10 protein-coding genes and 1 pseudogene are annotated in these 19,604 nt (G+C 61.9%); 3 read left to right on the forward strand and 8 right to left on the reverse strand.

The features are described 5' to 3' along the window. Window positions 1-287: 287 nt before the first annotated feature. Window positions 288-4,064, reverse strand: coding sequence for a TonB-dependent receptor (locus tag ABK249_RS13870; RefSeq protein WP_227704190.1), 3,777 nt, complete (start codon window positions 4,062-4,064; stop codon window positions 288-290). Then, window positions 4,061-11,545, reverse strand: a complete 7,485-nt coding sequence (locus ABK249_RS13875; RefSeq protein ID WP_227704191.1) for a DUF11 domain-containing protein — start codon at window positions 11,543-11,545, stop codon at window positions 4,061-4,063. The genes ABK249_RS13870 and ABK249_RS13875 overlap by 4 nt, the downstream gene beginning before the upstream one ends. Window positions 11,546-12,265: 720 nt before the next feature. On the opposite strand from ABK249_RS13875, the pseudogene ABK249_RS13880 reads away from it, so the two are divergent. The 3 genes and pseudogenes from ABK249_RS13880 to ABK249_RS13890 all read left to right on the forward strand — a co-directional run. Next, window positions 12,266-12,382: pseudogene (locus tag ABK249_RS13880) on the forward strand (alpha/beta hydrolase); the annotation flags it as partial. 96 nt (window positions 12,383-12,478) lie between these two features. Next, window positions 12,479-12,928 carry a MarR family winged helix-turn-helix transcriptional regulator gene (locus ABK249_RS13885; protein WP_037153496.1) on the forward strand — a complete coding sequence of 150 codons (450 nt, stop codon included), beginning with the start codon at window positions 12,479-12,481 and terminating at the stop codon, window positions 12,926-12,928. Window positions 12,929-12,932: 4 nt separating this feature from the next. Further along, on the forward strand, window positions 12,933-13,742 hold the full coding sequence (locus ABK249_RS13890; RefSeq protein ID WP_037153503.1) for an NAD-dependent epimerase/dehydratase family protein: 810 nt from the start codon (window positions 12,933-12,935) through the stop codon (window positions 13,740-13,742). A gap of 396 nt (window positions 13,743-14,138) precedes the next feature. Here ABK249_RS13890 and ABK249_RS13895 read toward each other — a convergent pair whose 3' ends face one another. Genes ABK249_RS13895 through ABK249_RS13920 form a run of 6 tightly spaced genes read right to left on the reverse strand, consistent with a single transcriptional unit; the run spans window position 14,139 to window position 19,572 of the window. Then, the gene (locus tag ABK249_RS13895; protein ID WP_037153516.1) at window positions 14,139-14,978 is read right to left on the reverse strand and encodes an inositol monophosphatase family protein; all 840 of its coding nucleotides are present in this window, start codon (window positions 14,976-14,978) and stop codon (window positions 14,139-14,141) included. A gap of 1 nt (window position 14,979) precedes the next feature. Beyond that, a complete protein-coding gene (locus ABK249_RS13900; RefSeq protein WP_037153518.1) occupies window positions 14,980-15,780 on the reverse strand; it encodes a glycerophosphodiester phosphodiesterase family protein in 801 nt (266 codons plus the stop codon). A 16-nt stretch (window positions 15,781-15,796) separates the two neighbouring features. Next, window positions 15,797-16,663, reverse strand: coding sequence for an ABC transporter permease (locus ABK249_RS13905; protein WP_037153520.1), 867 nt, complete (start codon window positions 16,661-16,663; stop codon window positions 15,797-15,799). A gap of 1 nt (window position 16,664) precedes the next feature. Then, the gene (locus tag ABK249_RS13910) at window positions 16,665-17,582 is read right to left on the reverse strand and encodes an ABC transporter permease (RefSeq protein WP_227704192.1); all 918 of its coding nucleotides are present in this window, start codon (window positions 17,580-17,582) and stop codon (window positions 16,665-16,667) included. Next, window positions 17,579-18,628: an oligopeptide/dipeptide ABC transporter ATP-binding protein gene (locus tag ABK249_RS13915; protein WP_037153523.1), complete on the reverse strand. Its 1,050-nt coding sequence runs from the start codon at window positions 18,626-18,628 to the stop codon at window positions 17,579-17,581. Before ABK249_RS13915 ends, ABK249_RS13910 begins: the two co-directional genes overlap by 4 nt. Next, window positions 18,625-19,572, reverse strand: a complete 948-nt coding sequence (locus ABK249_RS13920) for an ABC transporter ATP-binding protein (protein ID WP_037153525.1) — start codon at window positions 19,570-19,572, stop codon at window positions 18,625-18,627. Before ABK249_RS13920 ends, ABK249_RS13915 begins: the two co-directional genes overlap by 4 nt. Window positions 19,573-19,604: the final 32 nt, after the last annotated feature.

The following is a 19,604-nucleotide window of genomic DNA, read 5'->3' on the forward strand; positions in this document are numbered from 1 at the left end:
CACAGGGCGTCAGTAGAAAAGGATGCAGTTCGTCGACGATTACAATTTAGACGACATGGTTTCTTGTACTCATAGTTGTGTATCGATGTGGCACTGGCGCATCAGAACGACCAATGAACGCAGAAGTGGAATCAGCCGATGTATGGACCGTGTCGCGTTCAATAGTGCGAATGATGAGGCACCAGCATGACCGCTGCCTGAGGATCACAGATCAACCAGGCAGGCTTCGCCCGGACGTCTCTGAGGAGACCGTTGGAGCCGTCGCTGCCAGGGACATGTCCCGCGGATCAGAACTTTCCCACGACGTTTAGGAAGACGCCCTCATCGTCAAAGGTAAGATCACGCAGATCGTCGGAGAACCTGCCGAAGTTGTAGCCTACGCCGACCTTGAAGTTGTCTCCCACATGGCGGTAGACCGCTGCGAGCGCCCCAAAGTCGGTCGTCTCAGCTTCGGGCATATGCATGACGCGGCCTTCAACCAACAAATCCCAGCTCTTGATGACGTGAAGATCGGCCCGGACGATGCCAAGATGGGCGGTCGATTTTTGCCACTCCTCCTCAAAACCGGAACCTGAGCCGTTGCTGGTCCGGTAGCGGACCTCGCTCAGGCGAAACCCGTATTTGCCTCCGATGGTAAGCCAGGGCGTCAGGTCGTAATTGACGTCCGCCGAGAGGATATGACTGCGCTGCGCCGGAGCGAACTGGTCGCCCGTGGCGCCGCTGATCAGCTGGTTGTTGCCCGGCAGGTCATAGAGCCAGGTGTATTTGAAAAGGGCGTTGAGACGTTCATTGTCCACCGGCCGATAGGCATATCCGATCGATGCTTCCACGTAGTCGGTATCTGCAAACGACGCATCGGATGACTGGCTGTCGGAAAGAACGGCATCCAGATGGGTGACCAGCCGCCAGTCGGGATTGGTCTTCCAGCCAAGCCCTGCCGCGAAGAGATAGGTATTCTGGTCGCGGGTACCATTGTCGGAACGTTCGATGCGCACTTCCCCTCGCACACGAGCGTTGATGCCCCTCTCCTCGTCCTTGTAGCCGACGGAGAGCGACGGCGCGTACCGCTCGAAGTCTTCATATTGTAGATCGGTATCGGCATTGACCGTCTCGTCGCGCACCTGGCCGATTTCCAGCCCACCGTCCAGGGTCCACATGGCATCCGGTGTGTACATGACGCCATAGGTCTGGGTGAGCGAGTTGCGATTGCCGAACATATCGTAAGTGCTCTCGCTGTAGGCAGAGAGCAGATCATTCATCTTGCGGCGCATGCCGAGAACAACGGTCCCCTTGTCGTCGCCGAACAGGTCATGGGTATTGTGGAGATCGAACGCGCGGTCGGGATCGAGCTTATAGCCTAGGTAGTAGTGACTGTCGGCATTCGGATCATAGGTAAGGCCGGCAAGACCGCCCAGGCCGTTCGTGCCATAAGAGACCTCACCTTCCGCCCCGATCGTGTCGGTAAGCTGAACCTTGGCACCCACGCCGGCCCTGTCGTTGCGGTCGATGTCACCGGAGCGATCAAGGGTCCCTTGTGCGAAGGCATAAATCAGCCGGTCGTCATCTATCCGGTAATCCAGACGCATCCCCGCATCCAGACGTGAACCGTCATAGCCGGATTTGCCGGATGCTATGGCCAAGGGAGACATCAATTCAGTGTAGTCGAGGCCGAGCGACAGCTTCCAATGTTCGTCGAATTTATAGCTGACACTCCCGGTACCGTCGCGGCGCACCTGACCGCGATCGTCGGTCAGATCGTCATAGGTGAACTTGACACCGGTTTTCGGGGTAAGATCGAGATCGGCATGCGCTCCCCAGATACGCTGATCGACGGTCACATCGTCAAAGAGGGTTGAGAAACCGGCCTCTTTCTTCTCGTAATACCCGCCGATCTTGCCTTTAATGCTTGTCCCAAGCTCCTCGAGATCGACCTGACCTTCCACGCGATAGGCCGATCCTTCATCGTCGTTTGGATCGCCATAATAGCTTGTTTCGTCGTTGCCCCAGGTCAGACCGCCATCGCTCGAGTGCGACAGGTCGAAGCCCCGCCCTTTTGAATGGGCGACCTCGGCCTTCAGAAAGGTATTGTCGGAGTGCCGGAGAGTGACATCGGCGCCATAGGCTTTCTGATCCGCCAGTTCGGTACTGTCGTTCATGCCGGTCACGCCGACACGTATCTTGTCGTTTATCCAGTGCTGCGCACGGCCACCATAGACATAGCCGTCGACGTCGCTCACGATGGGTTCGAACTCGTACTGCACGGCCAGATAAAGCTTGCCGCCGCCAAGCGCTCCATTGCGGACCGGTTCGGAAGTCCCGGTCATGGAGGACATCGGCCGACGCAGGATGATGACGCCTTGCATGTAATCGAACGAGTAATCCTCGCCATAGGTAAGCACGCGCCGTTCGAGGACCCGGCCGGTCACCGCATCACGGGTCTCTACGGTTACCGTCTCGGAACCTTCGACAATGTCCTGGCGCTTCAGGAAATAGGCAGAGCCGCCAGTGCCCAGGAACTCCTCGCGCTGCGGCAGCGTGTCAGGTTGGGCGGCATAGGCGGTAATCTCCGTCCGACGCTCGCCGAAGGACGTCGTCTCTTCCGATCGGTGGACGGCGGAGGCCCCATAAAGCGCACGGTCGGAAGGAAGGAACTCGGTGCCGGTAATCTGGGTCTTGTAGTTGCCCCACATCACGTGGCTGTCTCCGCGCTCCAGCCGAACATAGAACTTGCCCTTGGTGGGTGCGTCTTCCGTGAAGGTGGAATCGTCGCCATAGACGGGGTAATAGTCATCGGGATCAAGCCGGCGCAGGATCTGCCTTGGATCCTGGCTGCCGAGATTGCGGAAGAGCTTTTCAAGGTCGTCCTCCCCCGTGTCGGCGGCGGCCGTAAGCAGGTATTTCCCCTTGACCTTGCCCTTGAGATAGAAAGCCAATCTTCCCTTCGAATAAACCTCGTCATATTCACCGGGGCGGACTTCCTCGATATGAGCATCGCCCGTGCGCTTTCCGATCGTGAGATCGGCGAGTGCCACGTAGAACCAATCGTTGTCAGGGATGTTGACATCACGGCTGAAGGACAGCCCACCGGTTTTTGACACGCCTTTGATGGCGACATCAACGGCGTGGTCCCCGGGCGGCAAGATCCGCTGGACCACAAAGGCCTGTTTCGGATCGACGGGGATCTCCTCGCCCAGCACGCGTACCGCATGTCCGGCCGGGACTTGCTTCCCATAGACCGTCACCGCCCCTCCCACAACGGGAATGTTGCGGAAGGCCGTCCGGTCTTCGCCTGTCCCCGGTGCCGTGGCCTTGTCCTGCTTCCGATCGGGAGCAAACCCGCGATCGGTTCTGGCGATGGTCAGCGGTACCGTCTCGTCGTAACGCCCTTTGGCATCGTAGACGCGCAGCACATACGCAAAATCGGCCTCCTTCGCCTCGGGCATGATCCAGGCTGCCTCACCGTTGACCGCAACGGGAATCGTGGCGATTGGCCGATCTTTATCGCGCCCCTTCGTTTCAAAGATGCGGACTTCCGCCCGTTCGATGAAGGCCGGATAGTTGGAGGTTGCAAGAAAGCGGACCTCCTCTCCGGCCCGATATGTCCTTTTCACGGGCACGGTCGAGACATTGAGCAGAGGATCGGTATCGAGCCCATCGAACTTAACCTGAATATCGACCGCGGACAAATCGAGATCCGTCTGCCGCTGCCGGTCCACCGGACGATCGCTCGGCTTTGCTTCGCCAGACGTCAAGCGGCTGGTTTTGGCGGCCGGCCGATCGGTTGCCTCCGGCTCGGCGCTCTTGTCCACTGTTTCCCCATCGACCTCGATCATGAAGGGAATGGCGGGAGCATCCGCAGGTGTTTCGGCTTCCGTATTTTCGCCGATCGCCAGACGGTGCACCGAACTGTCCGCAGAAATTCTGCCGCCCTTTTCGGCCTTCTCCTGCGCTGCCGCCGGCGGCGACATGGCAAGCAGGCCTGCCATCGCGGTGCAGCGGAGGAGGCCGAGCCGGCGGTTCAGGAGCAGCCGGGAAAGATCGATGTTCGTGACAAGAAGCCTCATTGTCCCGCCTCCACGCGCGTCTCGATGTTGAGCGGATAGGCCCGCTTCCGCTGCCGCCATCGGTCGGCAACCAGCTCCTTGATGTGGCGCACGCGCGCCTCGGCGAGTTCGGGCTCAGTGGCCGCATCGATGTAGGAGAGACGGAGCACCGACTGCTCTTGAGCCAGGACGGTTATCAGTTGGTCGATGCCATCCGCCCAGCGCTTGTCGAGTTCGGCCTTTCCTGACACGAAGGCTTCGCCCTTGAGGTCGAGCCGGACCACGCGGCCGATCGAAGCCCCAAAGTTGAGCTCGGTCATCTTGCCGGCCGTCAGGCGTACGACACGCGGGTTTTCCGTCGTCAGGCGGTAGCCGGTCGGCAGGGTTCTGGGATCGAGCTTCATGATGAAGTTCGACCCTATGCGTGTCTCGGGAAGATCCGCGCAGGCGACATGGAAGCGGCCATACTGGTCGGTGGTGATCAACCAGCCCTTGACCGTCGCGATCCTTACGCCGGGGAGTCCCGGCTCGCCCTCGTCCTGATAGCCGTTGCGGTTGGTATCATCGAACACCTTGCCGATGATGTCGCCGCAGTCGAAGACCGGTTCGACGATGATCTCGACGACCGCGCGGGCTTCATTGCCGACCTGATCGCCGCTGGGATCCACGACATGGGCAAGGTTCACATGCTCACCCGGCCCGGCCGTGCTCAGCGCCAGCAGCCTGATCTGAATCTCGACCGTGGATTTGCTGCCGACGGACACGTCGCGGAAGCGGATTTGTCGGCCGACCACTTCAGGCGTCACCTTGGTGCCGTCGACGGTCGCCGAGCCTTCCACATAGCGGAAGCCTGCCGGCATCGTGTCGATGACCGTCAGAGCATCCACCCGCGCGCCCGAGTTGTTGGTGACGCGGATGGTGAACGGTGCCTTTTCACCACGACGGATGAACCTGAGGTTGGCAATCTTCGTAACGGAAATGTCACCTGGAACGGCTGCGGGCGGTGTGACAACGGACGTGGAATTGTCCGAACTGACTTCGCCGTCGGGGGTGCGACCGCTTGCTGTGGCAGAGTTGGCGATGCCATCCGGGATGCCCGCCGCGTTTTCGACATCTCCCTGCGTCAGCGTGTAGACTGCAGTGAAGTCCTGACTTTCGCCGGGAGCCAATGTGACAGGTTCCGGTGTGAACCTGGACAGGGAAGCTCCGGCTGGTCGCCCATTGAAGGTAGGCCCTGCATCTACCGGCCAGACATTGGTGATCGTCTGCCCGCCGTCGTTGGTGACCGTGAAGGTATAGGTCACCGTATCACCAGTGTTCGTATAGCTGTTTCGATCAGTATCGGTGAAGCGGCCGGTCTTCTGCAGTTTCAGGCTGGCAGGCTGAGGCGGCACGACAACGGTGTCGGGCGGGCTCTCCGTCGGCGGGCCGGATGGCGGCGTGCCGGTGCCGGTCGCGGTGTTCTCAACACGGCCCGCGTCGATATCGGCCTGGGTCGGCGTATAGGTCGCCGTAAACGTCGCGCTGCCGCCGGGCGCCAGCGTCTGGGGTCCCGGCGTGACCGATATGCCGGCATTGGCGAGCAGCGGATCGTTGACCGTGACGTTGGTCAGCGTCACGACACCGGTATTGCGGACCAGGAACGAGTAGCTGATCGTCTCGCCGGCATCGAGAAGACCGTCGCCATCGGCATCGTTGAGAGTGCCTGTCTTCTCGATCGTCAGTCCCTGCGTCTGCTCCGGAGGCACGACAACGGTATCCGGCGGGCTTTCGATCGGCGGCCCGGACGGAGGCGTGCCCGTGCCGGTCGCGGTGTTTTCAACACGACCCGCGTCGATGTCGGCCTGGGTCGGCGTATAGGTCGCCGTGAAGGTCGCCGTTCCGCCGGGCGCCAGCGTCTGGGGTCCCGGCGTGACCGATATGCCGGCATTGGCGAGCAGCGGATCGTTGACCGTAACATTGGTCATCGTCACCGCCCCGGTGTTGCGCACCAGGAACGAGTAGCTGATCGTTTCCCCGGCATCGAGAAGGCCGTCGCCATCGGCATCGTTCAGCGTGCCGGTCTTTTCGATCACGAGATCCGATGCCGGATCGGGCGGCACAACGACGGTGTCGGGCGGGCTGTCGATCGGCGGCCCGGAAGGCGGCGTTCCGGTACCGGTCGCGGTGTTCTCGACACGGCCCGCGTCGATGTCGGCCTGGGTCGGCGTATAGGTCGCCGTGAAGGTCGCCGTACCGCCAGGCGCCAGCGTCTGGGGTCCCGGCGTGACCGATATGCCGGCATCGGTGAGCAGCGGATCGTCGACCGTGACATTCGTCATCGTCACGGCACCGCTGTTGGTGACGAGGAAGGAGTAGCTGATCGTCTCTCCGAGATCGATGAACCCGTCGCCATCGACATCATTGAGCGTGCCGGTCTTTTCGATCGTCAGTGCGGGCGTCTGGTCCGGAGGGACCACGACGGTATCCGGTGGGCTCTCCGTCGGCGGGCCGGATGGCGGCGTGCCGGTACCGGTCGCCGTGTTCTCGACCTGGCCCGCATCGATCTCCGCCTGGGTCGGCGTATAGGTGGCAGTAAACGTCACCGTTCCACCAGGCGCCACCGTCTGCGGGCCAGGTGACACCGAGATCCCGGCATTGGCGAGCAGCGGATCGTTGACCGTGACATTCGTCATCGTCACGGCACCCGTATTGGTGACGAGGAACGAGTAGCTGATCGTTTCTCCGGCATCGAGAAGACCGTCACCGTCGGCATCGTTCAGCGTGCCGGTTTTTTCGATCGTCAGTCCGGACGTCTGGTCCGGCGGCACGACAACGGTGTCAGGCGGACTGTCGATCGGTGGCCCGGACGGCGGCGTGCCGGTGCCGGTCGCGGTGTTCTCCACGCGGCCCGCGTCGATATCGGCCTGCGTCGGCGTATAGGTCGCCGTGAAGGTGACACTCCCCCGCGGAGCCAGCGTCTGCGGTCCCGGCGTGACCGAAATCCCGGCATTGGTTAGCAGCGGGTCATCGATGGTGACATTGGTGAGCGTCACGGTGCCGGTATTGCGGGCGAGGAAGGAGTAGCTGATCGTCTCGCCGAGATCGATGAGCCCGTCGCCATCGGCATCATTGAGTCTGCCGGTCTTTTCGATCGTCAATCCGGGCGTCTGGTCCGGAGGCACGACAACGGTGTCAGGCGGGCTCTCCGTCGGCGGGCCGGACGGCGGCGTGCCGGTACCGGTCGCGGTGTTCTCGACCTGGCCCGCGTCGATATCGGCCTGGGTCGGTGTATAGGTCGCGGTAAAGGTCGCCGTTCCGCCGGGCGCCAGCGTCTGCGGACCTGGGGACACGGAAACGCCGGCATTGGTCAGCAGCGGATCATCCACCGTCACGCCTGTCATGGTCACGGTGCCGGTGTTGCGGACCAGGAACGAGTAGCTGATCGTTTCTCCGAGATCGATGAGGCCGTCGCCATCGGCATCGTTCAGCGTGCCGGTCTTCTCGATCGTCAGTCCGGGCGTCTGGTCCGGGGGCACCACGACCGTATCCGGTGGGCTGTCGATCGGCGGGCCGGACGGCGGCGTGCCGGTGCCGGTCGCCGTGTTCTCGACCTGGCCCGCATCGATATCGGCCTGGGTCGGCGTATAGGTCGCGGTAAAGGTAGCGGTTCCGCCGGGCGCCAGCGTCTGCGGACCGGGCGTTACCGAAATCCCGGCATTGGCAAGCAGCGGATCGTCGACGGTCACGCCCGTCATCGTCACCGCCCCGGTATTGCGGACCAGGAACGAGTAGCTGATCGTCTCGCCGAGATCGATGAGGCCGTCGCCATCGGCATCGTTCAGCACACCCGTCTTCTCGATCGTCAGTCCCGGCGTCTGGTCCGGCGGCACCACGACTGTGTCGGGCGGGCTTTCGATCGGCGGACCTGACGGCGGCGTGCCGGTGCCTGTCGCCGTGTTTTCCACCCGCCCCGCATCGATGTCGGCCTGGGTCGGCGTATAAGTCGCAGTGAAGGTGAAGGTCGCCCCCGGTGCCAGCGTCTGCGGCCCCTGATCCAGCGCGATGCCGGCATCGGTGAGCAGCGGATCGTTCACCGTCACATTGGTGAGCGTCACGGCGCCGGTGTTGCGGGCCTGGAACGAGTAGCTGATCGTCTCGCCGAGATCGATGAGCCCGTCACCGTCGAGATCATTCAGCGTGCCGGTCTTGTCGATAACCAGGCCGGTCGACTGATCCGGAGGGACCACGACGGTATCCGGCGGGCTTTCGATCGGCGGCCCGGATGGCGGCGTGCCGGTGCCGGTCGCCGTGTTCTCCACGCGGCCCGCGTCGATATCGGCCTGGGTCGGCGTATAGGTCGCCGTAAACGTCGCCGTTCCGCCGGGCGCCAGCGTCTGGGGTCCCGGCGTGACCGATATGCCGGCATTGGCGAGCAGCGGATCGTCCACCGTCACGCCGGTCAGCGTCACCGAACCGGTGTTGCGCGCCAGGAAGGAGTAGCTGATCGTCTCGCCGAGATCGATGAGCCCGTCACCGTCGGCATCATTGAGCGTACCCGTCTTGTCGATCGTCAGCCCGGGCGTCTGGTCCGGAGGCACGACAACGGTATCCGGCGGGCTGTCGATCGGCGGGCCGGACGGTGGTGTGCCGCTGCCGATCGCGGTGTTCTCCACCTGCCCCGCATCGATGTCGGTCTGGGTCGGTGTATAGGTCGCTGTAAAGGTCGCGGTTCCACCGGGTCCAAGCGTCTGCGGGCCGGGCGTTACCGAAATCCCGGCATTGGCAAGCAGCGGATCGTCCACCGTCACGCCGGTCAGCGTCACCGTACCGGTGTTACGCACCAGGAAGGAGTAGCTGATCGTTTCTCCGAGATCGATGAGCCCGTCGCCATCGGCATCGTTCAGCACGCCGGTCTTCTCGATCGTCAGCCCCGGCGTTTGGTCCGGCGGCACGACGACCGTATCCGGCGGGCTGTCGATCGGCGGGCCGGACGGCGGCGTACCGGTGCCGGTGGCGGTGTTTGACACCTGTCCTGCATCGATGTCGGCCTGTGTCGGCGTATAGGTCGCCGTAAATGTCGCCGTCCCGCCGGGCGCCAAAGTCTGCGGGCCTGGGGACACGGAAACACCGGCATTCGTGAGCAGCGGATCGTCCACCGTGACATCGGTCAGCGTCACATTGCCGGTATTCTCCACGACAAAGCTGTAGCTGATCGTCTCGCCGGCATCGATGAGCCCATCACCGTCGAGGTCGTTGAGCGTGCCGGTCTTCTCGATCGTCAGTGCCGGAGCCGCAGCGGTGTCCGTGTCCGTTGCCGAATTGTTGCTCGTATCGGGGTCAGGCACGCTCGAGGGATTGGCTACCGTAGCGGCGTTCACCAGATCGCCGGTGAAGTCCGCTGGCACCGTCAAGGTCAATTCGAAGGTGACGGAGCTGCCTGCGGGCAGGCTCACCTTGACGTCGCTAATGGCGCCTGTGCCGCTCGCCGTCCCACAGACACCGCCATTCGTTGCGCCGCCGCAAGTCCAGCTCGCCCCGGTGATACCGGCGGGCAGCGGATCGTTTACCGACGCGTTCTGAACGCCGAACGGACCGCTGTTCGAGACCACCATCGTGTAGGTGACGTTGGTGCCCGGCGTATAGGTGTTGCTGCCGTCGGTCTTGGTGATCTGCGTGTCGGCGGGAAGACTTACAGCCGTGACAGGGCATTTGGCACCGTCGCCGGCACCCGATGGCGCATCCGAAATGAGTGTCGCCACGCCTGTTGCAAGGTCGAACTGATAGAACCCACCGCTATTGTAACGGCCAAAGATACCGTTCGAGGCGCTGATCAACGATCCGAACGCGTCCACGGAAAGACCCGACTGCCCGATGGCAGTTACCGCTCCCGTCGTCGGATTGATCGAATAGAAGATGCCCGAAGTGCTATCATGCGTATAGATGAGCCCGTTGTGCCAGGCCAGGTCCGCGTTCGAGATCGTGCGGTTGAGCGGAATGCTGGTAGCCGTCCGGGTGGTCAGGTCCACGCGCCACATCACGTTGGAGGCGGAGTTCTCCTTCACATAGTAGTAGCCGTCCGGGCCCACAACACCCGAGGCTACCTGCCCCGAACCGTTATTGATGCCGCCGCCGACGATGGGACCCTGGTCGCTGACGGAACCGTTGCTGCCGATCCGCAACAGGCGGTATCTGCTCGTGGTGCTGTCCCAGCGCGTCGCGTAAATATAGTTGCTGACAACGTCGTAGCCCATCGCATTGTAGCCGGGGCTGTTCACTGCGCCGATTCCGGGAAAGGTGAACGGATTGGTGCTGGTATCGGCCCGATGAAGCCGCGTGGGCGCATTGATTCCGAAATACATCGTCGAATCGCACACGAAGTTCGGCTGGGTGCCGAACGTGACCGAGGTGCTGCCTGGCGGGTTGATGCCGACGGCCGACGTGATGTTCGATGCGTCGTTGGTATAGGTTCCGGCGGAACTGGACGTTACCGGCACGGTCGCCGTGCACGAAGCCATGCCGGCGGTGAGATTTCCCGAGACGTCTATGGTCGATCCACCGACGGCTGCCGTCACGACACCCGATGGGCAGGTCGTGCTGATCTCATCGGATGCCACCCTCAGGCCGACCGGAAGAGCATCCGTGAACGACCACCCGGTCTTTGCCCCCAACTCGCTGGTGTTGGTGATCGTGAATGTCAGGGTCGACACGCCCCCGACGGCCACGCTGGTCGGGCCGAACTCCTTGTCGAGCTGCGGCGTTGCATCGAGGACGCTGACATTGTCGAACGCGTGGTCGTTACCGGTCCCGCTGCCGTTGTTGTTGACCATGCGGATGCCGAAGGAGGCGCCGCTGATCAGCACCGCCCCGTTAGACGTGTAGGTTCCCGTGGTAATCGTGGAAGCCGGCGCGCCGCCGAGCGCTGGCGGCGTCTGTGTCGTTCCACTTGAGCAGCCGTTGATCTGCGTGCCTGCCGGCGTAGCGTTGCCTGCTTCGTTCACGAGTGAGAATTGCAGCAGCGGCGGAGATACCTGGCAATTGACGGCCGCGACATCGACACTGAAGGTCAAGAAACGATTGCTTGTGGGGAATGCTATATTCGTTGCCGTCTGGAACTCTACAAGTCCGGCGCCAGGATTGCCTGCGGTCATGGCCGAAACCGCAAAATTGCCCTGTGCGGTGGCCTGCGTCTGGCCTGCATGAAGTCCAAGCGCCCAGGAAAGGCGCTGAACCGTGTTCCAGGTCGCTGTATTCGTGCATTCCGTGGCACCGGCTGGGCCGGCAGCAGTTGTCGACTGGTTGGCGGAGGCGATCCAGCCATTGCAGTTCGTCAGCCATTTCGGATCGGCCGTGTAGGTCTGGCCGGAAGTGCTGGTGTAGGTGTTCAGCTTGACGATCGGGGTGGGGCCGGGCCGGTTCTGGAAGTTATCCGCATAGATCGCAACGGGAGCCTGCGGAACGCCGGGCGTTCCCGGATCTGCCGATGCATCGAACGGAAGCGCGACGCTGCCGAGCAGGGCCAATGCCGGAAAACCGAAAGCCGAAAGCTTCGTTGATAGCGACGGCGACGCGCCGGCTCGCGATCCCGCGCCCGAAAACCGGTCTTTTCGATTGTGTTTTTTTGCATCCGCAACATGCCTCGAGCGTGTACGTCGATCATCAGATGCGATCTCTGCTATGCTGCACGAATGACGCGCGATATCGCGCAGCGAAATTGGCTTCCGCATGCAAAGTCCCCTCGTCGAATTAAGCTATCCTCAACCAGGGGTCCCGATATCGCTCGCGGCTATAAAGTTAGGTCCGCCAAGTGCCGCGATTGATTCCCCAGAACGGATAGCGCCGCATCGATAGGGGTGCATAGGCCGGAGTGATTTGTCTTTCAGGAAACCAATATCTTTTGCAGAATCTTCCGATATGGATGAAAAAAATCTCCGCTGCCCTCCCTTTAGTTGCCAACGCGTTAAGCGCCGCAAGCCGTTTCTCCCGGAACGGAACAGGGAAGGAGCGACCTAACAGTTGCCAAATGCCACGCCTTGGAGATCGGCTGTAAGGGCGTCGGCGCGACCACCGCGTTTCCTTCCTCCAGCGTCACTGATCATCCGGCAACTTTCGCTTCCGTTACGGCAACAAGCGCTGAAGAGAGGATAAAGTCGAAACGGGCGTTCGCACATTCTTGCTGCCGACCGCTCAGTTGCAGCCGCCGGCCTTGGCGCCGTAAAGCCTTTTGCATCCGCCCGTTCGATAAGCGCGACTTGCCGCGAGGCCATGTTCATCTGCTCGATACAGGCCATTTCGCGCTGGAGACGCACGCGGGCGAGATCGCGGCGATCATGCGCACCTTCCTAACCGAGCATCTCTAGAACGCCGCGCCCCAGGCTGGGACCCACCCGCTCTTGACATTCGTTCGCTACCTTGCAATTATTGTATGGTAGCGAACGAAATGGCGAGACTTTCACATGCGGGATCAGGCGAACACCGAGCACCTCTCCGTGGGAGCGTGGACGAAGCGGTGCTACTTCGCGGGCCGCGCCCTTATGGACGCAACCTTGCGGCCCTACGATCTGGGATCCACGCAATGGTACGTTCTCTGGCATCTCGCGAACCACGGCCCGTCCGTTCAGCGCGACCTCGGACGCGCCCTCGAACTCGAACGGGCGACCTTGAGCGGCATCATCGCGACCCTCGTCCGCAAAGACCTGGTCGAGCAGACCTCGATCGGAGAAGATCAGCGCCAGCGTCTGCTGACGTTGACAGCCGCAGGTAAGGCGCTGTGGCGCAAACTTCCCGATCTTTCTTTCATTCACGAAGCTGCTTTCGGCGGCATCGATGAGGCCGAGCTGGCCACGACCATCCGTGTCCTGCGATCGGCGACCGAACGACTGCAGAACCTGTTGCGAAAGGATTGAGCAGATGACCGTACTGATAACCGGAGCCACTGGGCTCGTTGGCGAACGACTTCTTCCGCGGCTGGTGGAAGCCGGGTTTGCCTGCCGTGCCTTGCTCCGGGCGGGCAAAGCCTGCCCTGATGGCATAGAGGCCATGACGGGCGATATTCTCGACCCTTCGACCCTCCCGAACGCCGTGCATGGCGTTTCCGCCATCGTGCACCTTGCCGCGGTGTTTCGCACGCAGGACACCGATCTCATCTGGAAAAGCAACCTCGATGGGACACGCAACCTGATTGCCGCCGCGAAGGCTCATGCTCCCGACGCGCGGTTCATCCTGTCGAGCACCAGCCATGTCTACAACAACGACAATCCCCATCCGGGACGAGAAGACGATCCGGTCGATCCACAGCACGCCTATCCGGCGAGCAAGGTGGCCGCAGAGAAGGAACTGCGCGAAAGCGGTTTGAACTGGTCCATCGTCCGGTTTCCATTCGTGTATGGCGACGGCGACGGACATCTCGAATCTCTTCCCAAATACGTCGGCACCTGGCATCCGGCGCAACGAATGAGCACGATTCACCATCGTGACATCGCCAAGGCGATCAAGCTTGCACTGAACGGTACATTCGATCGCCGTATCGTGAACGTTGCGGACGAGGCGCCCTCGTCCATCTACGAGCTCGCGGGTCTGCTGGGTAACCGGTTGGAATCAAGGTTCGAGTCTCTCCCAAATCCGTGGTATCTGCATGTTGACACGTCTCTCGCCCGCAGCCTGGGTTTTCGACCCAGCGTCCGAACCGTTTATCAGGCCCAGCAAGAGGGTTTGATGTGACAAGTATCGCAGGATCGCGGCCCAACTCCGAGCCGATCATTTCGGCCTTCGGCGGTGTCTGGTCTGGCTCCGCGATGGACGTAATGGGCCCCCCGGACCTTATCAATCGGTCGTCTGCCGCCCCCTGGCACCAGCCCACGGCCTAGGTTAGGCAGCCACGGGCGAGATCGCGGCCGTCGGTGGTTCATGACCGTTTCGTCGACCAAAAGGTCGCAAGCTTTGACATGCGCGGATCGCATGCATCCTTGCGGGCGGTCAAAGCGGCAAGAACCTGGGTCGTACCGGAGACCCTGGGAATGGCGGCTGCGGCCGCCTTGCCCATTTCCTTCGGCGTCGCCGCGATCGAAGCATCGGCTCGTCGCAGCGATCAGGGATACGTAGGTGGCACAGCGCCTTTTAGGCCCCTTGTTCCATGGCTTCGAGCGATTTTGCGGGCAGCGGGACGCGCTCTAGCAGCGGATGCACCTTGTTCAAGAACTCGGGGCTTCCACATGCGAAACGAAGCTTCGATGACAGGTCGATCCCATCCCAATCGATCGTGTGCAAGATACCGAGATTGTCGAGGATCGGCAGTGCTGCCATCACATCCCAGGTCGAATCCCCAAGCGACAGATAGCCATCCGTTTCGCCCATCGCCACTTCGACCAGCGAAATCGTGGCTGCCCCTCCGACGCGGAAGCTGATGCCAAGGTCGTCCGAGATGAAGCGTATGACTTCAAGCCGGTCAGCCGTCGATACCGAGGGATGGAAGCTCAACCCGATCGAGGCTCGCGACATGTCGAGGGCGGGAAGCGGCTTGACCGGTTTGCCGTTGAGCCGTGTCGGCACCGTCTTGCCTCCGACGAGGGTCAGGCCCCGTGCAGGCGCATGGATCACTCCGAATACCGGCCGACGGCTTTCGTAAATACCGATGGAAACCGCCCAGTTCTGGCCGCCCCGGACGAAGTTGAATGTCCCGTCGATTGGATCGATAACCCAGATACGACCGGAGGTTCCGGGGATTTCTCCGCCCTCCTCGCCGAAGATGCCGTCATCGGGAAAGGCTTCCTGCAGTCTGGCGATCAGCAGTTCCTCAACCTGCTTGTCGGCCTCGGTCACGAGATCGAGGTGACCTTTTTTCTCGACTGGCAGGCTCGCCAGCGATTGAAAGTAGGTCAGGGCCAGCTTTCCGGCCTCCCTTGCGATGTCCTCGACGACAGCCTTGACCGCGCAAGCGGCCGAGGCCGAGTTATGCATATCAGCCACGGGCTCTATCCCTGAGCCTTGTCACTTGCGCCACGTCGTCGCCGAGAAGCTGGTCCAGTTGGCCCTCGCGAACCCATTGCACGACCTGGGCTTCGATATCGGTGCCGTATTGCATGAGCTTCTCGTGATACAGGGCCGGCAGGTAGGTGAATACGGCGAAACCATCCTCATGAAGCTGGTGTGCCTCGCCGCTGGCGAAGTGGTAGACCTCGATGTTCATCGCATCGAGATTCGCCTGCCGGGCAATGGCGGCGGGGTCGATCAGTCGGGAGTGCATCAGGCCAACGGTCGGCACTTCAGGGATCGCTTCCTTCACCGCCTTCAGCTGAACGTAGTCGAACGAGGAAAACTGCAGAAGGTCGGCGCAGCCCAATTCATCGATAAGCGTCCTCAGCTTCGGGAAGAAGACGTCATTGCGGTCGTAGATCTTCAGCTCGAGCTGATAGATGATGCCGAGCTCGCGGGCGAGCTGCAGCGCATCCCTGAGAAGCGGCACCCGTTCTCCGGCGAATTCCTCGCTGAACCAACTCCCCGCATCAAGCCTGGATATCTCCGAATACGTCATCTTTTGCACGATACCGTGACCGTTGGTGGTCCGGTCGACGGTCTTGTCGTGCATCAGCACCAGTTCACCATCGCTCGTGATGCCGAGATCGGTCTCGCACGTGACGAGGCGGCCGGCGTATTCAAAAGCCTTTCGAAACGCGGCGAGCGTGTTTTCCGGAGCGCCTGCGCTATGACCGCGATGGCCGCCAAGGCGCATCGTCTCAATGGTCATTCTAAGCGGATTCATCATATTTTCCTTTTCGTTAGCGGAGCCGCGCATCGAGGCGATCGCGCAGGTAGTCCCCGAGCAGACTGATGGAGAGGGTCGTGAGGACGATGACCGCACCGGGGAAAGCTGCGAGCCACCAGGCGATCGCCAGATAGTTCCGGCCGTCGGCCACCATCAGTCCCAGGCTTGTTTCCGGCGGCTGGATGCCGAGCCCAAGGAAACTCAAGCCGCTTTCCAGCAGGATGATTTCAGGGAAGTTCACGGTGAACTGCACGATGAGCGGGCCGGCGATGTTCGGCAGCATGTGACGGAGGTAAATGCGCATCGACGGGACGCCGACAATGCGGGCCGCTTCCGCATAGCCCTCTTCCTTGGCGCTGATGACCAGGCCGCGCGTCAATCGCGCATAACGTTCCCAGCTCGCGAAACCGACGAGAAAGACAAACAGCAGCGGGCTGGTTCCGAACAGGGCGAGCACGCTGAGGGCGACGATGATGAAAGGCACCGCCGCCATCGCATCGGCGAAGCCCATGATGGCGTTGTCCACCCAGCCGCCGAAATGGGCGGAGAGCAGGCCGAGGCTTATTCCGATCAACGCGCAGATCACCGATCCCACCAGCGCGATCATCAAGGTCGTCTGGGTGGCGACCAGCAGGTTGCTGACCACATCCCGCCCCAGATAGTCGGTCCCGAGCAGATGCGCGGCAGATATGAATGGGCGCGCGAACCGTGCCAGAGGATCCTGATGCGTATAGTCGTAAGGTGCCGACCAGTGGGCCGTAATGCCGATGATCACCGCGATGGCGATCCATGCGCAGCACAGGGCGATGCTGGCTGGCATGCGGTGGAACGGCGTCCACACCATGCTCCTGAACGAGCGGAATGATGTCGCAACCGCCATGTCAATGCTTCCTGATTTTCGGATCGAGGACCGCGTAAAGGACGTCGACGATCAGATTGACGGCAACCATGAAGGCTGTGAACAGCACGATCATCGCCTGTACCACGGGCAGGTCGCCGGTGTTCGTCGCATTCACGAAACCGCTGCCGAGGCCGGGCCAGGCGAACACGGGCTCGATGAGCGCAGAACCGCCGAGCAGGCCACCGGCAACGAAGCCGAGCGTGGTCACCATCGGGATCGCGGCGTTCGGAAGCGCGTGACGGATAATGATCTCCCAGCGCGGAATGCCGTCGGCGCGGGCGGCTGCGATATAGGGCTGGCCCAGCACGTCGATCAGGGTCGAGCGCATGAAGCGCGCCACCGCAGCTGCATTGAATAGGGCGAAAGTCGCGACGGGCAGGATTGCATGGTTCCAGGTCGAACTGCCGGAACTCGGCAGCACCCGAAGCCAGACGGCGACGACGAAGATGAAGGTCAGGCCGAGCAGGAAGTTGGGAACGCTATAGCCCAGCACAGCGCCGGCCATGACGCCTTTGTCGAGCGCGGTCTCTCGGCGCATCGCCGCAAGGATTCCGGCAGGTATGCCGATCAGCATGCTGACGATGAAGGCCGACACCGTTACGATCAGGGTTTTCGGAATACGCTCGCTAACGACCGTGAAAACCTCGCGGCCGTCCGCGAACGAGACCCCGAAATCGCCACGAAGGACGTTGGTGACATAGTACAGATATTGTTCGGGGATCGACCGATCCAGGCCCCATTTGGCGTTGAAGGCAGCCAGGGCTTCGGGACCCGCATTGTCGGATAGCATCTGCTGGGCGGGATCTCCGCTCAGGCGCAGAACGATGAAGACCAGCGTGACGGTGAACACGAGTACCGCAATCGCTCGAACCAGGCGAGCAAGGATAAAGGCCGTCACAGTGCCATCTCCTTCTGTGATGCCGTCCCCCTCTCCGTCACCATGTCGATTTGCGGTGCTATCGATCGCGGGAATTCCTCGGCACGATGACATGCGGCATGCTGGCTGGCGCCATGTGCTGGAATTGGACGGAGTTCGGGTGTTTCAATAGCGCACCTGTCGATCGCGAAGGGACAGCGTGACCAGAAAGAGCAGCCCTGCGATATTTTCGACGCGTCGAGTTCCCCCTTGATCGGCGGCTCGATATTGCGAACTGTCGAGTCCATGGTCGGGACCGAGGCGAGGAGCGCCCGCGTATAGGGATGGCGCGGCCATTCGTAGACGGATCTGATGTCGCCGGTCTCGACGACGCGGCCGAGATACATGACGGCGATGCGGTCGACGAGATGACGAACAATGCGCAGGTCGTGGGTGATGAAGACATAGGCGAGATCGAGCTCCTGCCAGAGCGATCGTAGAAGCGCGACGACCTGGGCCTGAACCGATACGTCGAGAGCGGATACCGCCTCGTCGAAGACGACCAGTTTCGGGTCGAGGACCAGAGCTCGGGCAATCACGACACGCTGTCGCTGGCCACCCGACATCTGGTGGGGATAACGGGTCATCATCGCGCTCGACAGGCCGACGCGCTCAAGCATTGCGGCGACATGTTCGTAAGCGCCCGCCCGGCCAGCGATACGATGGACCAGAAGTCCTTCCGCGACCTGCTGTCCGATGGTCATCTGCGGGTTGAGGGCGGAGAGCGGGTTCTGTTGCACCAGGGAGGTGCGAACCCGAAACTCTTTCCAGTCCCGCGCGCGGCGCTGCTTGTGGTTGATGCCTTCAAACCACACGTCGCCCTGCGTGGGCTCCGTCAATCCGAGCAGAAGCCGGCCGAGTGTCGACTTGCCGCTTCCGGATTCGCCAACGACGCCGATGCGTTCACGAACTGCAAGTTCAAAGCCGATCGAGTTCACCGCGAGCTGAGTGGTCGGCCGTGCGAAGAGCCCGGTCTTGTGGCGGAATGCCTTGGTCAGGCCGCTGGCTTGAAGAAGAGGAGTGCTCATGCCGCCACCGGATGGTAACAGGAGGCCTCGTGGGCGAAGCCGATGTTAGCGGGCGCCGGGAAGCGGGCGGAGCATTCGCCGCTCGCACGCGAACAGCGCGGGTGGAAATGGCACCCTTCCGGAAGGCTGTCGAGAAGCGGGACGGAGCCAGGAATCGGAACCGGCGGTGCGAGGTCATCCGGATCGATGCTCGGCATGCAGTCGATTAGCGCGCGCGCATAAGGGTGCGACGGTCGCTCAAGCAGTTCGGCGACGGATGCGGTCTCGACGATCTTGCCGCAATACATCACGGCCGCCCTGTCGGCGAGGCGGGCGATGACACCGAGATCGTGCGATACGATCATCAGCGACATGCCGGTTTCCGCCTTCAACTCTTCCAGCAAATGCAGGATCTGGGCCTGCATGGTAACGTCGAGCGCCGTCGTCGGCTCATCGGCAATCAGCAACTGGGGCTTGGCTGCAAGCGCGTGGGCAATCATGACGCGCTGGTTCATGCCGCCGGAGAACTGGTGCGGATAGGCACGCAGCCGGCTCCTGGCGCGGTCGATGCCGACGCGCTCCAGAAGTCGCATGGCCTCCATCCGGGCATCCCTGCCCTTCAGGCCCTGGTGGCGGTAGAGCGCCGATTCCAGATAATAGCCGATTGTATGGACGGGATTGAGGCTGCTGGTCGGGTCCTGAAAGATCATCGCGATTTTCGGTACAGCCGGCTTGCGGGTGCTCGGGCCACCGGGTTCGAAGGTCACGCTGCCGCCGCTACGAACGATGCCGCGCGGAAGCATATTGGCCACCGCACAGCAGGTCACGCTCTTGCCGCAGCCGGATTCGCCGACGAGACCGAGCGTCTGGCCTGCCTCCAGAGAGAAGCTGATGCCGTCGAGGATTTTTATGTTCCGCGCCGGGACCTCGACGACGAGGTCGCGAACGGTCAAGAGTTTGGACATGGCGAATCTCCAGGCGCGGTGCGCACGGATGC

The organism is Neorhizobium phenanthreniclasticum, from assembly GCF_040066075.1.
Taxonomy (GTDB): domain Bacteria; phylum Pseudomonadota; class Alphaproteobacteria; order Rhizobiales; family Rhizobiaceae; genus Neorhizobium; species Neorhizobium petrolearium.

Bases quoted from the DNA above. Each gene is read 5' to 3' on its own strand.
- ABK249_RS13870 (WP_227704190.1), bottom strand. From the start codon at position 4,064: ATGAGGCTTCTTGTCACGAACATCGATCTTTCCCGGCTGCTCCTGAAC.
- ABK249_RS13885 (WP_037153496.1), top strand. From the start codon at position 12,479: ATGCGGGATCAGGCGAACACCGAGCACCTCTCCGTGGGAGCGTGGACG.
- ABK249_RS13890 (WP_037153503.1), top strand. From the start codon at position 12,933: ATGACCGTACTGATAACCGGAGCCACTGGGCTCGTTGGCGAACGACTT.
- ABK249_RS13895 (WP_037153516.1), bottom strand. From the start codon at position 14,978: ATGCATAACTCGGCCTCGGCCGCTTGCGCGGTCAAGGCTGTCGTCGAG.
- ABK249_RS13900 (WP_037153518.1), bottom strand. From the start codon at position 15,780: ATGAATCCGCTTAGAATGACCATTGAGACGATGCGCCTTGGCGGCCAT.
- ABK249_RS13905 (WP_037153520.1), bottom strand. From the start codon at position 16,663: ATGGCGGTTGCGACATCATTCCGCTCGTTCAGGAGCATGGTGTGGACG.
- ABK249_RS13915 (WP_037153523.1), bottom strand. From the start codon at position 18,628: ATGAGCACTCCTCTTCTTCAAGCCAGCGGCCTGACCAAGGCATTCCGC.
- ABK249_RS13920 (WP_037153525.1), bottom strand. From the start codon at position 19,572: ATGTCCAAACTCTTGACCGTTCGCGACCTCGTCGTCGAGGTCCCGGCG.